Genomic DNA, 19,565 nt, shown 5'->3' with positions numbered 1-19,565 from the left:
ATAAAAATTAGTCAAAGAGCCCCGATTGTAGCAAATTAAATGGCTGGGGTTAATCCTGTAAAGAATATAACAATCAGGGGATTATTATATAAACCACCAGCCAGTGACTAATAGTGTTTATTCGTCACTAAAAATACCTACGTAGGTTGCTTGGGTATTCGATTTACTCGCACGATACATGCCTGAAGTATTAAACGGCAGACTAATATTGCCTTTTGTATCAATAATAATAACACCGCCGGTGCCCCCTATCGGTTTAAGCACCTCGTTTATTACTTCATTACCTGCTTGGTCTATGGTTTTACCTTGGTACTTTACTCGCGCACAAATATCACTTGCCACATTATAACGAATAAAATATTCGCCGTGCCCAGTTGCCGAAACCGCACATGAGGCATTTTCAGCAAAAGTACCTGCGCCAATAACCGGTGCATCGCCAATACGACCAAAACGTTTTGCGGTCATTCCGCCAGTTGACGTGCCCGCTGCTAAATTCCCTTGTTTATCCAGTGCCACCGCTCCGACCGTGCCCACTTTATAATTTACTGGTAACGCTTTATGCGCTGCCTGATAATCTTTACTGGTATTTTTGCTCGCCTCGAGTTTCTTTTTGGCTTTTAATAAAGCCTCATAACGATGCTCAGTATCAAATATATTGTTCTCTACTAGGCTAATGCCTTGCTCTTTGGCAAACTCTTCTGCACCTTGACCACTTAACATCACATGCACTGATTTTTCCATTACTAACCGGGCAAGTTTAATTGGACTTTCGATATGTTTAATACCTGACACAGCGCCTGCTTGACGATTGCGACCATCCATTATAGAGGCATCTAATTCGTGACTACCATCATAGGTATATACCGCACCACGCCCAGCATTAAAATAAGGCGATTGTTCAAGTACTTCAATGGCAGTAGTCACTGCATCAAGGCTTTCTCCGCCTTGTTCAAGTACCTTATATCCGGCCTCAACAGCTTCTGTTAATTTATTGCGATAAGCTTGCTCTTGATCTGCCGTAAATTTACTTTTTTCAATCGTGCCTGCACCGCCATGAATCGCAATGGCAAACGGCGTATTTGTGTTTTCACTCAATGCCTGCGTGCTCAACCCCATTAAACTTGTTGCAATGAGCCCTAATAATAGTGATTTTTTCATTGTGTGTTCTTTTATAAATACAGGATTAAAACCAATGTGAATGGTTATGAAGCGTTTTTCAAGTGAACTGAGTTTAATGGCACAAAAAAAGCGCCCTAAGGCGCTTTTTTAATTTCGTTTAAAGTTACGCTTGTTGCGCTTTTAAACGTGCTAAACGTGCTACTTGGTGTGTGGACGTTAAGAAAGAATAGATTGGTGCTAAATAACCGCGCTTACGAAGCTCAAGAAAGTCTGCATCGCTTAGCTCATTTAGTTTCTTCTCATCGATAAGGTAAATACCGTTGATGTCTTTTTTCTCACCTTTAATATCAACTGTTAGCGTTTGTGCTACCAGTAGTTCTTTATCAGCAAGGAATTTAGTGAAAGCATCAGTTACTTGAGAAAACTCAATGAACGATACTAACGCTTCTTTACGACGCTTAAGGTAATCAGTTTCTTCACCGTTTTCGAATAATGCATTACCCTCTTCTTCACCAACTAATGAGCTCGCTTCGTCAATTACGATACCAAATTGATCTTGCTCTGGGTGCTTTACTAAACCTAATGGGTAACGCGTTGTTGCCATAGGCGCAAATGATGCTGTCCATTTGTCGCCATCAATAAATAAATTTTCGCCTGGCTCTAGGCCAAACATTGCAACCGCTTGAAAAGTACCTGTTTCGTTATTTTTAACAAAAGACATTGGGAATTCATTGGCGATACGCGCAAACTCATGTGCAACCACTGGCACTAAGTGTTGAGTTTTCATAAATTCGATGTTGATGCCATTTTTAATTTTAGTGTTGGCATGTTTTTCGTTGTGTAAAGGCTGTACTTGTTGCTCCGCCATGTTACTGCTCCGTTATTTATTAATTTGATTTATTACTGTTAGTGGCCTAAGGCTAATGGTTTTGGTGACAAAAAGGAAGTGAAAATTTTGTGTCATTTTGTACGTTAATAATTAACAAAAACATTATCGCTTATTATTTCAACAAATAACCAATAAACGCCACTGAAGAAGAAATGCGTAAACACAATTAGCTCAAAAAGCGCCCTTTGACAACGCTGTCTTCGGTGGTATATTAATTTTGTGCCTAAATAAAAAGTTCTCACTTAAATAAGCCCATCAAAAATAGACATTAAATAATGAAAAATTTAACTGTAAACCCAAACTTAGTAATTAAAAAGTTGATGATCCCAGGCACTAAACTATCAGCCTTCGTTGTAGATGATTTTCTTTTAGATACCAATAGTGTAATGAATTTTGCCCATAACATAGCCTATTTTAATCCTATGTTTTCAGACAATTCTTTCTATCCTGGCATTCGCGACAATATGCCACAACCCTACTTAAGGGTTTTACATGCGTTTTTTCAAAATGAAATACTGCCTAAAATAGACAATAAAAATTATCAAGAGTCTATTCTTCATAAAAGTTTACTTTCATTAGTTTCATGCAAACCTGCAAATTTAATTGTTGACCAAAAAGTACCGCATATTGATTCATGTGATGAAAGAGATTACGCATTTGTGCATTACTTATCGCCAGAGGAGCTTGGTGGAACAAGTATTTATAAGTATATACCTAAAAACATTATTGAATTTAAACAACAACATAAGCCACTACTTACAGATATAGTTAATGAGGTTAAAAAAGCCCCTAATGAGCATCAAGGCTATTTATCTGGCAGCACAAGTTTATTTGAACAGGTTTTTAAAGTTGATGCTAAATTTAACCGCCTTGTTATTTACCAAGGTAACTTATTACACAGTGCCAATATTTATTCTGAACAAAGCTGCCTAGCGGATGCTAAAAAAGGCCGTCTTTCGATAGCCTCTTTCGCAAGTGTACGATGATCTTTGTGAATATAGCGCTTAAACCTTTCACAAATCATTAGATTGACTGCAGTCCATATTGTTTAATTTTATCTAAAAGCGCTCTGTGATTGGGTAGCTTATTTATTAAGTATTGATCTATCTCAGCTCGTTGTTGTAAACGTACTAAACAGTGTTCATGTTCTGCACTGGTACAAGGCGGTGCCTTAGTGTTGAAATGCATTCCATAAAGTACAAATAAAAAGTTTTCTAAGTAAAACACTTCAAACTGGCTGAAAAAGTCATCTCTAACCGGAATGAACTCTTCCCACAAACTAAGCTTTTCTTTTAATGACTCAGAAATAGTGTCATCACTTTTATTGGCCACCCAAAAAGCTGAATCTGTTCTATCTGAAATACAATAATGTAATTTAATAAAATCAATAGTACGTTCCCACGCATACCCCATAGCGTGATTAAACCGCGTTTCTAACTGTTCAAGCTGCTCAGTTGATGATGGAAAACGTAGGGTTAAAAACTTAGCTGAAAAATCAGTTAATAAAATAGAGGTTGCCTCTAATGGTTCTAAAAAGCCTTGCGCTAAGCCAAGCGCGACACAGTTTTTATGCCAAAACTTTTCACGATAACCTACTCTCATGGGGATTTTTCTATAACTAAGACCTTGCTTACTTGCCCCTAGATAACGGTTCAGTTTTTCATGTGCTTGTTCATCGGTCATGTGGTTATTTGAATAAACAAAGCCCACTCCCCGCCTATTAGTGAGCGCAATGTCCCAAATCCAGCCAGCTTGATGAGCGGTAGCAAGTGTATAAGGCGGAATATCATCGTCTTCTTTTGTAGGTACTTGCACAACTAAGGCGCTATTTATCAGTAAGCTATCAGACACATCAACGAAAGGGACTTTTAAAGCTTTATCTATGAGTAAAGATTCAAAACCCGAACAATCAATATAAAAGTCAAATTCAAGTTCACCTTCGCTGTCAGTCACTAACGCTGCTATTGTGCCATCATTAGCAAGCTTTACTTGAGTTACATTGGTATGTACGTGAGACACCGAAAACTTATCTTTTGCATTACACGAGAGCAGTTGCGCAAATTTCCCTGCATTGAAATGGTACGCATAAGCTAACTCGCCCTCATATTGGGCATTAGTGATACTTTTGGGGGCTAAACCAGCCTCACAAATAGCGTGCTGAGAAGATAAATACTGCGCATGACTTTTTGATTTTTGCTTATCGTTTAACCAATGTTGAGTTAAATGTTTAGTATCGTAGGGGTTTGGCACATCAAATAAATGATGAAAAAAATTACCTTCTCCATGCTTTTTTTTATCCATCCAGTTAACAAATTTTATCGACTGCTTAAACGTCGCATCACATTGGCGAATAAATTCATCTTCACGAATACCAAAAGTTTTTAGCGTGTTTCTTATGTCGGGTACTGTGCCTTCGCCTACTCCAATTGGCGGTATATCGGGTGACTCAATTAAAGTCACTGAAACACCTTTGCGCTTCAGCAGCTCTTTGCCAATGTGGTTTGCAGCTAACCAACCAGCTGTTCCACCACCTAAAATTGCCACTTTTTTTATATTCATAAATCACCAATGATGTTTAATCTCGTAAAAAAGCCCAGCAATGCTGGGCCTAGATTACTTTTATTAACTCAGCATATTAGAAACGCATTGTTACACCAAGTTTATAACGTGCTTCACCTTCAAAGCTCCACACTGGGAAGTCATTGAGTAGATCAGGGTTTGGTAATGATGTTGATGCATCATTATTACCAAGCTGAATACTGTCTTCCTCTGTTAAGTTAATACCTTCGAAAGTAACATCTAAGTAGTCAGTTACAGAGTACGTTGCACTGAAATCTAGCTGTCCGTAGGCTTGATGCTCACGGTTACCATACCAACCTGGTGCTTCACGAATAATAAACTCTGAACGCCAGTTATATGCTAAACGTGCAGAAAAATCATCATTTTCATAAAAACCAACTACGTTGTAGCTATTTTTCGATGAATCAGAAAATACACCAACACGGTCCGGGTAGTTCTCTGCTGGAGCCTCAGCATCTGAATAGGTATAGTTAAATGAATAACCAAAGCCGTTATCAAACGAATCTTGAATTTGGAACTCAATACCTTCAATTGAACCACCTGTGCCGTTGGTAGAAGAGCTCACAGTCCAACAGTCATATTGCTGCGCGCCACATGGTGGTTCGCCTGCATCTGGGTTGGTTGTATAAACTGGGATATCAATACCAATTTGTTGATTCGTTTGTTGTTGTGTAGAGATAAACGAACTTACTTCTTTAGTAAAGTAAGTGACGCTTAACATTGCATCGTCATCAAAATACCATTCAACACCGATATCAGCTTGGAATGCTTTAAACGGGCTTAAACCAACGTTACCAGTATTTAAAACTTCATTTAAAGGGCGATTATCTGTATAGCCAGCTAGGTTACGCGTTGCAAATAAGTCAGCGTAATTAGGACGAGAAATAACTTGTGCTGCCGAGGTACGTAAAATGACGTTGTCAGCTAAGTCCATAACGACGTTTAAGCTTGGCAAGAATTCACTGTAATCTGCTTTATCTGTAGATAAGGTAGAATCGTAAACACCTTCATCGCTTAAGTCATAGTAATCTGAAGAAATATCAGTTGAGATGTAACGCACACCTAAATTACCGCGAATACCACCTGCGTCAAAATCAGCCATCGCATAGATTGCTAAATTTTCTTCTTCAATGGTGCCATAAGCTTGTGGGCGTGCAGTATAACCTTCAGTCATTGCTAATGAATCAGCAATCATTAAATCCATATCAGGTTCAGGTATAACAAAGCCACCGCCCGCAGTCACTGTACCAGGGTAGTATGCAGATGCATTTCGCACAGGCACTAAATCTGGGTTTACAATAGCAGCATTACCATCTTGAACAACTTTATGATCGGCATATCTTAAACCAGTTTTAATAGCAGTAACCACACCAAGATCAAGTGGAATTTCGAAATCTAAGTTTAAGTAGCTTTCTTCATCTGAATCAGGATTATATTCAGGCGCCCATGTTTGCGGACTGATGGTATCAGGTAAAATGCTCGCATCGTAAGATTGGTTTGCTAAATTAAATTTAGTCACATCACCAGTCATATCCATAGAGCCATTTAGATCACTATTGTTATTAGTAAACATACCATAGTTTGCAGTTGTTACGTCACTGTCAGCACTGGTTTTACCTACGCGACCTTTAAATGTGAATGACTCTGCATCATATTGCCAGTCAAAATCAACCGTATCAGACTTCATGCTTGCTTTACGCGCCCATGTTTGGAAAAAAGCAGTGCCATTTCCGTCAATTGTGCGAGAGACACAATTACCTGAAGCATTAGTTTGCTCACATGAGCCGTCGCCTGGGAAGATAATTATTTGCGAGTTAGCATTATTTGCATCTAGCTCTAAGCTAGTGTAAGTCAGGCCTAATACAAGCGAATCTGATGGCTGGTATTGCATGGCAACATTATAAGCTGTACGTTCACGTGCTTGTTGGAATGTTGTTGGTGCCATACCGCCACTCCAACCACCTGATGATTCAATACCGTTACGTTGGTAATCTACTTCTGATAAAGAACCCGCCGCTAAGATACCAAATGTTTCATTATTATTTTTCCAGCTGTATAAGCCAGAAAGTTCAGGATCTGTCTCTTCAGAAACTGTACCATAATCAGCTTTTACACTTGCAAATACAGTGTTTGCATCTAAATCTAGAGGTTTACGTGTTTTAACAATAACAGTGCCACCAATACCACCTTCAACTAGATTAGCCTGTGACGACTTATAAACTTCTAAGCCGCCGACTAATTCTGAAGGTAATAATGAGTAGTTAAAACTGCGGTCTACGGCTTGTTGGTCAAACCAACTTGTTGACGCAACTGTATGACCATCAAGCAATGTACGTGTAAGTTGTGCTGAAGCACCACGTATCGATACTTGCTGACCCTGTCCAAATTGACGAGATACACTTACACCAGAAATACGACCAAGAGATTCACCTACATCGCCATCAGGAAACTTACCAACATCTTCGGCTGTTACAACATCAACAACAGCATTAGAAAAACGTTTTCCGTTTAAGTTTTCTTTATTTGAAGCGCGTATACCGCGTACTTCAATGACTTCAACATCATCTTGAACTTTAACTTCATCGGCTGCGAATGCAGCACCAGTAAAGCCAGCTCCCACAACTAAGCCGATATTTACTGCTAATAAGCTTTTTTTAAAATTTTTAGCTAACACAGGATTCCCCTCGAATCATTTTATTGGTTTTGTTTATCATTTTGCCTAACCGCCATGACAGCGCTGTCATAGTAGTAACAAACCATACATGCTAAATTACAATTTTGCTACATTTTTCCGCTCTTTTTGTATGAAATTTAACTTAATTATTATTAAGCCATTGATTTTAAATTGATTAATTATTTCATAAAAAAGCAGAGTTCGCCCAAGAATTACTCTCTATACTAGGTATGTAAATAATGACGTGTTTATACTTCATGTATTTAAAATAAGAGAGATTGCGAATAGCAGATGAGATTGATGGCTTATATAACTCCGCGCCGAACCAAAATTAACCTACTGTTTTTATTGATAAATATAAGTTTAGTTAGTGACTTTTAAAATTATAAGAGCATTAAAAAGGTACTTAGCTTAAGGGAAATATTTAAACTTCAAATGTTTACAGCACTTTGTTATTAATTGATTAATGACAAAAACATGTCGCAATAAAAAAGGCCAGTAGCAAAAGCAACTGACCTTTCATTAAACCATCAATACAACAGGGTTTTAAAGCACCTAGTTTAGACTAAATTAAGGTGCCCAATACACTTCAATGTTGATCTCAGGGTGATTTAGAACTGCACGTAACGGCATATCATTAACATTACCACCCGCTAAAGCTTGCTTATACACAGCCAGCTTTTCATCGCCACTAATAAGTAATTTAACTACTTTAGACTGTGAAATTGCATTTAGCGTTAAGCTCATTCGTTCGGTAATACTACCTGTTACATCACTCTCAATTGCGTTAATGACACACACAAGTTGGTTTGAATCTAATCCGTTTTCCAACCCTTGAGCATGTGGAAATAACGAAGCAGTATGTCCATCTGGACCCATACCTAAAATAGTAACATCAAACGGGCGTTTTAATGCTTGAAACTGCGTTTCACATTCATCAACACCTTGCTCTGCAGTGGCTGCTGCATTTTTCATACTAATAAAATTAGCCGCTGCCCCATGGTTTTGTAGCAAAGTACGCTTAATGAATGCTTCATTACTTTTTTCGTGACTTACCTCAACCCAGCGTTCGTCAACCATAGCAACATCAACATGAGCCCAGTTTAAATCAAGGGTAGATAAATGTTTATAAGCCGGCTCAGGTGAAGATCCGCCTGAAACCATTAATACTGCACGGCCATCAGCCTCAATACCATCACGTAATGCTTGTTCTAATGACTGAGATAATTCCTCAGTTAAAGCGGCTTTATCGTCAAAAAATTTCTCTACTATCGTTGCCATTATTTATGCCTTATCACCGGTGTTAAACCAAACATGATTATTCTCTGCTAATAATTCATCGGCGTCTTCAGGCCCCCAACTACCCGCTCGGTACAATGAAGGTTTACCCTTTTCTTGCCAACGTTCAATTATTGGATCAATCCACTTCCACGCTTGACGAACTTCGTCGCGGTGAATGAATAATGAAGGATTATTAGCCGCTGCATCAAGCATTAAACGCTTGTAAGCATCTGAATGGAAACCATTACTATACGCTTGTGACAACTCAATATTCATCGTTACAGGTTCAAGTTGCATATCTAAGTTATCAAGACGCTTTGACATCAGCGTTAATTGAATACTTTCTTGAGGCTGTAAACGAATAACCAAACGATTTGGTTCAATATTGCCTACGCTGTCTTCATACACGTTATGCGATACTTTTTTATATTCAACCACAATTTCAGCGCAGCGCTTCGCCATTCGTTTGCCGGTGCGCAGATAAAAAGGCACGCCTGCCCAGCGCCAGTTATCAATATGCGCACGAATAGCCACGAAAGTTTCGGTTTTACTCGCCCCCTCGTTTAGCTCTTCAAGGTAACCTGGAACTATTTTACCGTTTAAATCACCGGGTACGTATTGACCACGAATAATATGATTATCTACATCCGTACCTTCAAGTGGACGTAAAGCTTCTAATACTTTTAATTTTTCGTTACGGATGCTGTTAGCATTTAACTTATGTGGTGACTCCATAGCCACTAAACAAAGTAGCTGTAACAAGTGGTTTTGCACCATGTCACGTAAGGCACCCGCTTTATCATAAAAACCTGCACGGCTTTCTAGCCCTACCGTTTCTGACAAGCTAATTTGAATATTATCAATCGATTTAGCATCCCACATGTTCTCAAATAATGAATTTGAAAAACGCAGTGCCATTAAGTTTTGCACCGTTTCTTTACCTAAATAGTGGTCAATACGGAAAATTTGTTCTTCGTTAAAGTACTGTGCAATTTTCGCATTAATCACTTCGGCTGACTCACCGCAGTAACCAATTGGTTTTTCGACTACAACACGCGAGTTCTCAGTAATTAGTTTTTTCGTTGATAATATTTCACAACAGGTGCCATAAACAGCAGGTGGAAGAGATAAGTAAAATACTCGTGATTTATCGTTGTCATCTTCATCTAGAATTTTTTTCAGTACATCCCAGTTATCATCCGCTTCGGTGACATTGCTCACTACGGGTACTAAAAAGTCTGAGAACGATTTCCAATCTTTTGCGTTATATTCGCCTTCGCTTAAAAATTCTTGTAATGCTTTGTGTGCAGTATCGATGTATTCATCGCATTTACTTTGTTCTCGCACGGTAGGCAAAATACGTGAGCCTTGCGGTAAGTTACCTTCTTGATATGCTCGATACATTGCAGGAAGTAATTTGCGTAACGCAAGATCACCACCGCCCCCAAAAATTATAATATCAAAAGGATTAAGCATAGTTACTCTCTACGTTTATGCTACCTGCCACTACCGTATTGGTAATCAGTTATAGCGGTTTATTATCTGGATAATGTAGGCCTCAGCACAAAGCCTACTAATTGTTGTTCGTTATATGCGCCATAAAAAATGGGTCTAGGGACACTGTAATTCCTCTCACAAAAATACAGGCCCTAGGACTCCAGCGCTACCCGTTCAAAGGTATTTGGTTACTTATTGTGTAATAAGTGAATATGTTACTGCGTACGGTATTGTTTGTAGTACGCCATTAAGCCTTGTGTTGAGCTGTCGTGCTCATTAACCACGTTATCATCGGTTAATTCAGCTTCAATTTTAGATGCTAAGCCTTTACCAAGTTCTACGCCCCACTGATCAAATGAGCATATTTGTAAAATAATACCGTGACAAAAAATCTTGTGCTCATACAGTGCAATTAATCGACCGACCGCTTTTGCATCAATCGTGTCTAATAATATAGACGTTGTTGGGCGGTTTCCTTGGTGAATTTTATGCTTTAGCAGCATTTCAATTTGTGCAGGCGTTTTGCCTTTGGCTGTTAAATCAGCCGTTATCTGCTGTGCATCGACCCCGTTCATTAGTGCTTCGGTTTGTGCAAAAAAGTTCGATAATAAAATATCGTGATGCTTATCTACGTTAACCTGAGGCTTTACAGAGCCAATAAAGTCCGCAGGGACAATTACATTGCCTTGGTGCAAACATTGATAAAACGCATGCTGACCGTTTATCCCTGTCATACCCCAAATGATTGGCACGGTAGTGTATGGCACTGTCTGTCCATCAAAGGTTACATGTTTACCATTACTTTCCATTTCACCTTGTTGCAAATATGCTGGCAACATATGCAGGGCTTGGTCGTATGGCAAAATAGCTTGCGAATCAAACCCTAAAAAGCTGGTATTCCAAACACTGAGTAGCGCCATAATTAAAGGAATATTCTGTTCTAGCGGCGCCGATTTAAAGTGCTCATCAACTTCAAACGCTCCCTCTAAAATGGCCTCAAATGCTTCAAACCCAGCATAAAGTGCAATAGGTAAACCAATGGCACTCCAAAGTGAAAAACGACCGCCAACCCAATCCCACATTGTAAATACGTTTTCGTCACTAATACCAAATGCAGCAGTTTTTTCTAAATTAGTGCTTACTGCAACAAAATGCTTTGCTATAGCGCTGTCATCCTTTGCACTGTCTAAAAACCAATCAACCGCTGTTTTTGAGTTAGTCATGGTTTCTGAGGTAGTAAATGTCTTTGACGAAATTACAAATAACGTGGTTTCAGGATCTACTTTATCTAATACTGACGCAATTTGTACGCCATCTGCGTTTGAAACATAGTGAACGTTTAATGGCTTATCAACCACTGCTTTAAGTGCTTCAGTTGCCGTTTGCGGCCCTAAGTTTGAACCACCAACACCAATGCTAACCACATCTTTTACCGCTTTTCCGGTATAACCTAGCCATTGACCACTTCGCACTTTTTCAACAAAGGTCTTAATTTTGGCAAGTTCGCTATCGACCGCTTCTGTAATATTTTCGCCGTCAACAATAAGCGGTGTATGAGCGCGATTTCTAAGCGCAGTATGTAAAACCGCACGGTCTTCGGTGATATTAATTTTTTCACCGGTAAACATTTTCTCACGCCATGCTTCAAGATCGCATTCTTTCGCTAATGAAATTAATTGACCAAATACGTTTTCATCTATGCGTTGTTTTGAGTAATCAAACAACACACCTGGAATTTGAGTAGAGAATTGAGAAAAACGAGAATCGTCTTGTGCAAATAAAGTTTTCAGATGTGTTTGTGTCATCTTTTGTGCACTATTTTCTAGTGCTTGCCAACTTACTAACTCAGAACGGCTCGCCATGTAAACATCCCCTAATTAATTAATCTATTGATTTTAAGCATTTTATTTTATTTTTTACGACACTGAACAAGCGATTTTTGTAAAAAGCAAAGCCCAGCATTATAGCTTAAATGGTCTAAATTGCGTTATTTTTATAAGCTTTGATGCAGATAATAGCGCAATTTTTTGCTTTTGACACCGGTATCATAAAATTAAAAATTGAATTTAACAACTGTTCACCCCCTCTGCACAATGAACATTTAATTAATATTCAATTAAAGCAGGCAAAAAAAAGACCGACACATGTCGGCCTTTTTCTTTTATTAAACTATTAGCTGGTCAATGCTAAACCACCCGATAAGTTAAAAACGCGGTTATAACCAAGTTCAATTAAGTTTGCCGCCGCAATTTTTGAACGATTTCCACTGCGACACACCAATATGTATTGATTGTTTTTATCTAGTTGCCCTTGGGTGAGTGCATAGGCCATTCGGCTTAAAGGAATATTTAAAGTTTTAGCCTCAGGCACATTAAGCAATCCACTGATATTGTTAGCGCCATGCTCATAAGGCTCTCGGGTATCAATTAAATATACACTGTTATGTGAGAGCATTTCCTTCGCTTGATTAAAACTAAGCTGCGAAGTTTCGACTTTAGGCTTTGCATTAACATAACCACAAAGCGAATTTGTTAATGTGTGTTGTTGTGAGTCTGCTTGTTGTTTTTGCATGGCAAATTCAGTATGGCTGATATCACCTTTAATAAGCGCTTTTAATAAAGGTGTTTGCTGCTTTTGCACAGCCCAATTCATGGCGAAACACTGTTGATAATCATGCCCAGAGCACACCACACTTTGCGGATTAAGCTCTGCAGTTAACTTAGTCAAAGAGTCTGCCATCTGCATCGCATCTCCCCCATCAAGCACTGTATTACCAAGCCCCGCAGGTAAAATTAAATCACCACAAAAACAGTACTGTACATCGCCGTTATTAGCCTTTAATAAATAACTCACGCTATCTTGGCTGTGTCCAGGCGTCGCTAGCTTTTCAAGTACTTGTTCGGTTAGTTGCAATTGTTCACAATTAACAGGCCAGCCTAATTGATCAACTTCACCAGCAACTAAATTTGTTTTAAGTGCGCTGCGCATTAAATCAAGAGCACAGTGACGATCTTGGTGCTCATGCGTGTTTAAAATAGCAGTAATAGTTAAATTTTGTGTATTCACTATTTTTTCAAATCGAGGGATCAACTCAATGATCGGGTCAATAATAATTGCCTGTTGATCGTCAGCTACATACAACCAACTGCAAGCACCTTGGTGTCTAAATTGGGTAAGCCCCAAGGCACATACTTCTTGTGCTACTAAGCTACTATCAGAAATAACCAAACAATTTGCTTGTAACACTGTTTTAAGTGCGCGAATTTGTTCACATGCAAAATCTATTTGCGCCATAGTGGCAGCAGGCCCAAACGATAAACGAATCGCATTTTCACTTTGCCACTGTGACACTCCCATCGCATCAAGTACAAAGCTTTGAGTTGCGCCCGTACTACAGGCTGAGCCACCGCTGACTCTAATACCTGCAGCGTCAAATAAATCAATAACTTCTTTACTGGTTAAATCATTAACTGCAAAGTTTAGTGTTGTGGGCACTGAGCAGGCAAAATCATGATTAAAGGTAATACTTCCAAAGGTGTCTACTAAAGCGCTATGCAGTTTATCGCGATACAAATTAAGTACATCAGCTGATTTAAAAGTATCGTCTTGCTTATCAAGCAGCAAACTAAACAGCTTATTAAGCCCAGCAATACCGGGCAGGTTTTCTGTACCTGAACGCATGCCACTTTCTTGGCCTCCACCAGCTATAAACGGCGTGTATGGACTACCTTTACGAATATACAATAATCCGATGCCTTTAGGTGCATAGAGTTTATGCCCTGAAAAAGGTGCATAATCAATCGTTGTTTCACTTAAATTGAGCTGTTGCTTACCCAGTGCCTGCACACAGTCAACCATCCAAGTGACATCATTATTACGACTACGAATCACCCTCTCTATAGCACTTAAATCTTGGTATACACCGGTTTCATTATTAACAGCCATAGTGCAAATCATCAGGGCGTTATCAATATGCTGAGCAATAAAGTCTAAATCTAAAATACCGTCACGATTTACCGGAATAGCAATAATGTCAGCGTTAATTTCAAGTACGGTATTCCAATGTTTTAATGTATTAGGTACCGCTTTATGCTCAGTTGCTCCATACAATAAAACCGGTTTAGATTTTGTGTGCTGTTTGGCATTAATTAAGGTTGATACGATAGCAGTTTGAATACCTTCGGTCGCACCTGAGGTAAATAATATATCGCCCTGCTGCGCACCAATCACGCTGCGCGCTTTTTGCCTCGTTTGTTCCAACAAGTGTTTGGCTTGAATACCGGTTATATGGGGGCTTGAGGGATTACCAAAACAAATTTGCATCGCATGGCACACCACCTCTGCAATACATGGCAATACAGGTGTGGTCGCATTTGCATCAAGATAAACTTGGTTGTTGGGTTCATCTGGCAATAAAAACTCTGACATTAAAAACGCACCTTATTACTAAAAAATATATCTTATTCCCAATAGTACATAGTTTTAAAAGGAATGAATAATAATCTTTAGTAATTAAAGTGCGTTTACTATACTTTTTAGTTACCGAGCTCTTCTGCGAGTTCTTCATGTGTGGATGACCACGCCTTAATCAGCGCTTTTACTAATGATGCTAATGGAATAGCAAAAAACACCCCCCAAAAGCCCCACAGCCCACCAAAAAATAGTACGGCAACAATAATAAACACCGGATTTAAATCAACCGCTTCAGAGAACAATAAAGGGACTAACACATTGCCATCAAGCGCTTGAATAATGCCGTAAATAATTAAAATGGTCCAAAACTGGGTTTCTAAACCAAACTGAAACAGCGCCACCGCCGCCACAGGTATAGTCACCAGCGCAGCACCAACAAATGGAATGAGCACCGAAAAGCCAACTAACACACCTAACAGCGCCGCATAACGTAAATCCAATACCGTAAAGGCAATAAAAGACACCGAGCCAATAATTAAAATTTCGAATACTTTACCCCGAATATAATTCATAATTTGCTGATTCATTTCATGCCACACTTGCAAAATTAAGCGTCGTTGGCGCGGGATCAGTTTAGCAATGCTGGCACTGAGCTCTACTTTGTCTTTCAGCATAAAAAACACCAGTAGCGGTACTAAAATAAGATAAATTAACCACGCAACAGCATCTTTTAATGAATTGAGCGATGCCGACAGCACCACTTGGCCAAATTCAAGCACTTTGGTCTCTACCGTTACCACAATAGACTGTACTTGCTCTGCGCTAATTAGGCTGGGATATTTAGCTGGAAGGTCGAGTAAAAACGATTTACCTTGCTCAACCATATGCGGTGTTTCTTGCACTAAGTTACTACTCTGCTGCCAAAGCACCGGGCCAATAACTAATATTAAGGTGAGCATAATACCAATAAATATCAGCATGACTATGCTAGTGGCAGTAAAACGCTTTAAGCCAAATCGCTCCAAGTGAACTACAGGCCAATCTAACAAATAAGCAATGATCAGCGCCACTAACACAGGCACAATTAATGGGCCAAAAAAGTACAACATGGCAACCAGTGCCAATAATAAAAAAAGTAAAGTTACTGAATTAGGATCAGAAAACTTTTTTTCATACCATGCTTTTACATATTCAAACACGCAACGGCTCCACTAATAACAACGCTTGTTGTTTATTTAACTTGTAATAATACATTTTTTTTTGCAAATATCGTTCAATATCATCTGTATTTTGCTCGCTTGAGATATTAAAGGTAATTGCTTGTTTTAACGATATTGCCTCACGCAGCCCTAATTTAAACTGAATAAATTGCTGAGGGCATTTATAAGCGCGCAAATCTAGCTCTAGCATACTCGTTTCACTACCTGTTCACATTAATAATAAGTCCTATAGCTGGGCTAACTAAGATTAACCGCAGTTAAATTTAACTTTTTCTTAAAACAACCTCTGCAATGGTTTATCCTTATAGCATAGTTAGCCAAAAGGATACGTTAATGCCTAATTCGCATAATAAAGCGCAATTGCCTAGCAATCCAACTCTCAAAGAAATTAATTGGTTTAAAAAACAAATTAATTGGGGGGAGCTGCCGCATTTTTATCATTTAGTAGCTTCGTCGGTAAGTGAATGTGAAAGTATTTTAGATCACGGCTTTGATAATGCCATTAAGCGTATCATCGATAAACGCAATTGGAATCTAGAGGCGCTGGGTATCGACCCAAACGAGCTTTTTGAGAAAGAAAGTAATAACAAGCCACGAATTTCGTTGCATCAAGTATTTACCGAGCGCGGTTTTGAACTACAAGCGTTCCCTTTTTCCCATGATACTACCATCGATAGATACGCTCGACATGATGAGTCAATGGAATTTATATTATGGGATCCATTGACCATGAAAACCGTTATTCGCATTAATCAATTACACAAATTTATTGGTTTTTACTTAGACCAAGGCGATGAAGCAGACAAGGCACTTATTTTACATTCACATAAAGTAGTTCATAAAATTATTGCTTTTTTACAAACGCAATTGAACATTGTTAAGGTTGATGGGGTCACAATAAAGTCGTTTTACCAACTATGTGAAAAGGACAGCCGTTTATACACCGATGATCCAACTAGTGCCTCTGATAAAAAATAAACAAGGAATATAATGCAGCTAAAATCAGCCTTTATCACTTTATGCAGTGCAGTGCTTACATTTAGCCTGCTAATGAGTGAGCCGTTAAAGGCACAAACCAACCTTCAACTGCCCGACTTAGGCACGTCTGCGCTGCAGGCTTTACCATTGGAGAAAGAAAAGGCAATTGGTGAAGTGATGATGATGCAGATCAGAGGTTCTTCGCCATTAATTAACGATCCGGTGCTTGATGAATACCTAACAACCTTAGGCCGAAAGTTGGTTGCGAACGCCAATGATGTACGTTTTGGCTTTTCTTTTTTTTGGTTAAATAACCCTGAAATTAATGCTTTTGCATTTTATGGCGGTCATGTAGGTGTGCATACAGGCTTAATTGCCCAAGCCGATAACGAGAGTCAATTTGCTTCAGTGCTTGGTCACGAAATTGCGCACGTAACACAACGCCACTTAGCAAGGCGTATTCAGCAACAACAAGACAATAGCGGTCTCACCATTGCCGGTATGATAGCCGGTATTTTAGCGGCCGTTGTAGCCCCAGATGCAGGTATGGCAATTATTTCAGCCAGCCAAACCCAGTCGGCATTTAGCCAACTCACCCATAGCCGCTCTGCGGAACAAGAAGCCGATAGAATTGGTATGCAAACCCTTAACAATGCGGGGTTTGACGCCCGAGCTTCCAGTGAATTTTTAACTAAGCTTGCAGCGCAAATTCGCTATAAATATAAACCCCCGGCATTTCTACTGACTCACCCGCTGCCAGAAAGCCGCGTGTCGGATGTACGCTTGCGCGCCGAGCAATATCCAAAACGCCAAGTAGGCTCTAGCCTGGATTTTAATTTAGCTAAAAGCCGTGTACTGGCACGTTACGATAACAAGCCAGAAAATGCAGAGGCCCTATTTAGAAAGTTAATGCGCGAAAATACTTATAACAACGTAGCGTTACAATATGGATTAGCTATTAGCTTAATCGATCAAAAGAAAACGGAGGAAGCGCAGCCTATCTTGGACGAGCTATTAGCTAGCGATCCTAAAAACTTATTTTATATTGATACAAAAACAGATTTACTCATTGCACAAAAAAAAGCAGCTAAAGCAGTTAGTTATTTAAGTGAATTAAATAACTATCGGCCAAACAACCAAGTGATCACTTTAAATTATGCAAATGCCGCGTTGGAAGCTGAGCAATATGAGTTAGCCGAAAATGTATTAAAATCGTTTTTATTGGAGAAGCCAGATCATAGTTTGGGTAAGCAGCTTTTGACCGACGCCTATAAAAAACAAGAAAAATTAGCCGCATATCACGAAGCTAACGCCGATGTGTTATCGCAATATGGCGCATATTTAAAAGCAGCTGACGAAATACAAAAAGCACTTAATTTTGTTGAGCCAAATGAAAATGTAAAACAACAACGTTTAAAAGCGTTACTCACACAATATCGGTTATTGCAAAAAGAGCTAGCAAGGCTTTAAGTCTTTAGTGAGTTCACCTAAAATAGCCGCAATTTATACTTTGGATGTACTTTTTATGTCAGTTACTATTTATCACAATCCGCGTTGTTCAAAATCGCGCGAAACCCTTAACCTATTACAAAGTAAAAACATCGAACCGAGTGTTGTTGAATACTTAAAAACACCGCTTTCTCATGAGCAAATTAGTACCTTAGTTTCTCAACTGGGGTTTAATTCGGCCCGAGATTTAATGCGCACCAAAGAAGAACAATATAAAGCACTGAATTTAAAAGATGAAAATAGCGAGTCGGTGCTTATTGACGCTATGGTCGAAAACCCAAAACTAATTGAGCGCCCAATTGTAGTAAATAACAATAAAGCAGCACTAGGTCGCCCGCCTGAAAACGTATTAAGCGTTCTATAATGAGCACAACCATCGTGGTGCTGTACCACTCAAGCCATGGCTCGGTAGAAGCCATGGCGCATGAAATAGCAGAATCGATAGAACAACAAGGTGCAACCGCCTTGCTGCGTACGTTTGTAGCTAAAAACCCGCATGACATTGTGATCAGTAAAGACGATTTAGTTGCCTGTGATGGGCTTGCGTTTGGTACGCCAACCCGCTTTGGCATGATGGCCGCACAAGCAAAGACATTCTGGGAAACCACCAGCGATCTTTGGCTTAAAGGTCAACTTATCGATAAACCTGCTTGTGTGTTCTCATCATCGAGTAGTATGCATGGGGGCAATGAAGCAACCCTACTAAACTTATCACTGCCGTTATTGCATCACGGGATGATGTTAATGGGGGTACCTTACGATGTACCAGAGTTACTTGGCACCGAGACAGGAGGCACACCTTACGGCGCTTCCCACGTAGCAGGCAGCAGTAACAGCTCTACCCTAAGTAAAGATGAAATTAAAATATGTCAAAGCGTAGGCAAACGCTTGACTCAAGTAGCGAGTAAACTTAAATGACCCAAAATAGCGAGTCTGCTAAAAAGCCAGTGACCGTAAAATTTCAGCGCCTAGCCCTATTTGGTTATTTTGGCCTGCTTATTTTAATGCCACTATGGATGTTTGTGTTAGCACCGAGAGAGGGTCACAGTGACGCCTTTCTATTTTTAGTCTATGTGCTACCGCTATTATTACCTTTAAAAGGCATACTACAAGATAAAACCTACACCTATGCATGGGCTAACTTCATTGTTATGTTTTATTTTATCCATGGTTTTACATTGCTATGGGTTGCTCAAGATGAGTTAGTATGGGTATTGCTAGAGTTACTATTTGCCTCATCTATGTTTATTGGCTGTACTTACTATGCACGCCATAGAGGACAAGAGCTTGGACTTAAAATTCGTAAGCTTAAAGATGAGCTTGCTGAAGAAAAAGCAGCGCATGAACACGATAAAGACAACTCATAGCTATCAGCTCAGAACATAAAAAACGCGCTTTATTAGCG

Annotated in this window: 16 protein-coding genes; 6 read left to right on the top strand and 10 right to left on the bottom strand. The window is 39.3% G+C overall.

Annotation, left to right across the window (positions count from 1 at the left end):
* Window positions 1-117: 117 nt before the first annotated feature.
* Together AN392_RS15965 and AN392_RS15960 are read right to left on the bottom strand one after the other, a co-directional pair.
* Window positions 118-1,158, bottom strand: a complete 1,041-nt coding sequence (locus tag AN392_RS15965; RefSeq protein WP_055013251.1) for an isoaspartyl peptidase/L-asparaginase family protein — start codon at window positions 1,156-1,158, stop codon at window positions 118-120.
* Window positions 1,159-1,282: 124 nt separating this feature from the next.
* Window positions 1,283-1,987 carry a SapC family protein gene (locus AN392_RS15960; protein WP_010388497.1) on the bottom strand — a complete coding sequence of 235 codons (705 nt, stop codon included), beginning with the start codon at window positions 1,985-1,987 and terminating at the stop codon, window positions 1,283-1,285.
* A 296-nt stretch (window positions 1,988-2,283) separates the two neighbouring features.
* Between AN392_RS15960 and AN392_RS15955 the strand changes: the two genes are divergently transcribed.
* Window positions 2,284-2,994 carry a DUF6445 family protein gene (locus AN392_RS15955; RefSeq protein WP_055013250.1) on the top strand — a complete coding sequence of 237 codons (711 nt, stop codon included), beginning with the start codon at window positions 2,284-2,286 and terminating at the stop codon, window positions 2,992-2,994.
* Between the two features lie 37 nt (window positions 2,995-3,031).
* Here AN392_RS15955 and AN392_RS15950 read toward each other — a convergent pair whose 3' ends face one another.
* The 8 genes from AN392_RS15950 to AN392_RS15915 form a co-directional block, all read right to left on the bottom strand.
* Window positions 3,032-4,567, bottom strand: a complete 1,536-nt coding sequence (locus tag AN392_RS15950) for a tryptophan halogenase family protein (protein ID WP_055013249.1) — start codon at window positions 4,565-4,567, stop codon at window positions 3,032-3,034.
* A gap of 76 nt (window positions 4,568-4,643) precedes the next feature.
* Window positions 4,644-7,262, bottom strand: a complete 2,619-nt coding sequence (locus AN392_RS15945; protein WP_054201152.1) for a TonB-dependent receptor — start codon at window positions 7,260-7,262, stop codon at window positions 4,644-4,646.
* 570 nt (window positions 7,263-7,832) lie between these two features.
* Window positions 7,833-8,543: a 6-phosphogluconolactonase gene (gene pgl / locus AN392_RS15940; RefSeq protein WP_055013248.1), complete on the bottom strand. Its 711-nt coding sequence runs from the start codon at window positions 8,541-8,543 to the stop codon at window positions 7,833-7,835.
* 3 nt (window positions 8,544-8,546) lie between these two features.
* Entirely contained in the window at window positions 8,547-10,019 is a 1,473-nt protein-coding gene (gene zwf, locus AN392_RS15935) for a glucose-6-phosphate dehydrogenase (RefSeq protein WP_055013247.1), read from the bottom strand.
* Between the two features lie 236 nt (window positions 10,020-10,255).
* On the bottom strand, window positions 10,256-11,902 hold the full coding sequence (pgi, locus tag AN392_RS15930; RefSeq protein WP_055013246.1) for a glucose-6-phosphate isomerase: 1,647 nt from the start codon (window positions 11,900-11,902) through the stop codon (window positions 10,256-10,258).
* A 310-nt stretch (window positions 11,903-12,212) separates the two neighbouring features.
* Complete coding sequence (locus AN392_RS15925; RefSeq protein WP_055013245.1) at window positions 12,213-14,468, bottom strand: aminotransferase class V-fold PLP-dependent enzyme; 2,256 nt, start codon at window positions 14,466-14,468, stop codon at window positions 12,213-12,215.
* Between the two features lie 107 nt (window positions 14,469-14,575).
* The gene (locus AN392_RS15920) at window positions 14,576-15,652 is read right to left on the bottom strand and encodes an AI-2E family transporter (protein WP_008113005.1); all 1,077 of its coding nucleotides are present in this window, start codon (window positions 15,650-15,652) and stop codon (window positions 14,576-14,578) included.
* Entirely contained in the window at window positions 15,645-15,863 is a 219-nt protein-coding gene (locus tag AN392_RS15915) for a hypothetical protein (protein ID WP_008113003.1), read from the bottom strand. The genes AN392_RS15920 and AN392_RS15915 overlap by 8 nt, the downstream gene beginning before the upstream one ends.
* A 143-nt stretch (window positions 15,864-16,006) precedes the next feature.
* Here AN392_RS15915 and AN392_RS15910 point away from each other — a divergent pair, with 143 nt between their 5' ends.
* Genes AN392_RS15910 through AN392_RS15890 form a run of 5 tightly spaced genes read left to right on the top strand, consistent with a single transcriptional unit; the run spans window position 16,007 to window position 19,527 of the window.
* Complete coding sequence (locus tag AN392_RS15910; protein ID WP_008113002.1) at window positions 16,007-16,651, top strand: hypothetical protein; 645 nt, start codon at window positions 16,007-16,009, stop codon at window positions 16,649-16,651.
* Window positions 16,652-16,663: 12 nt separating this feature from the next.
* Complete coding sequence (locus AN392_RS15905; protein WP_008113000.1) at window positions 16,664-18,121, top strand: M48 family metalloprotease; 1,458 nt, start codon at window positions 16,664-16,666, stop codon at window positions 18,119-18,121.
* Between the two features lie 55 nt (window positions 18,122-18,176).
* The gene (gene arsC / locus AN392_RS15900; protein ID WP_036932810.1) at window positions 18,177-18,524 is read left to right on the top strand and encodes an arsenate reductase (glutaredoxin); all 348 of its coding nucleotides are present in this window, start codon (window positions 18,177-18,179) and stop codon (window positions 18,522-18,524) included.
* Window positions 18,524-19,078 carry an NAD(P)H:quinone oxidoreductase gene (wrbA, locus tag AN392_RS15895; RefSeq protein ID WP_008112996.1) on the top strand — a complete coding sequence of 185 codons (555 nt, stop codon included), beginning with the start codon at window positions 18,524-18,526 and terminating at the stop codon, window positions 19,076-19,078. The genes arsC and wrbA overlap by 1 nt, the downstream gene beginning before the upstream one ends.
* Window positions 19,075-19,527, top strand: a complete 453-nt coding sequence (locus AN392_RS15890) for a DUF2069 domain-containing protein (RefSeq protein ID WP_055013244.1) — start codon at window positions 19,075-19,077, stop codon at window positions 19,525-19,527. The genes wrbA and AN392_RS15890 overlap by 4 nt, the downstream gene beginning before the upstream one ends.
* Window positions 19,528-19,565 lie beyond the last annotated feature (38 nt).

Origin of the sequence: Pseudoalteromonas sp. P1-16-1b, assembly GCF_001401785.1 — a bacterium.
GTDB classification, from domain to species: Bacteria; Pseudomonadota; Gammaproteobacteria; order Enterobacterales; family Alteromonadaceae; genus Pseudoalteromonas; species Pseudoalteromonas undina.
This window is presented reverse-complemented; position numbering and strand designations above follow the sequence as displayed.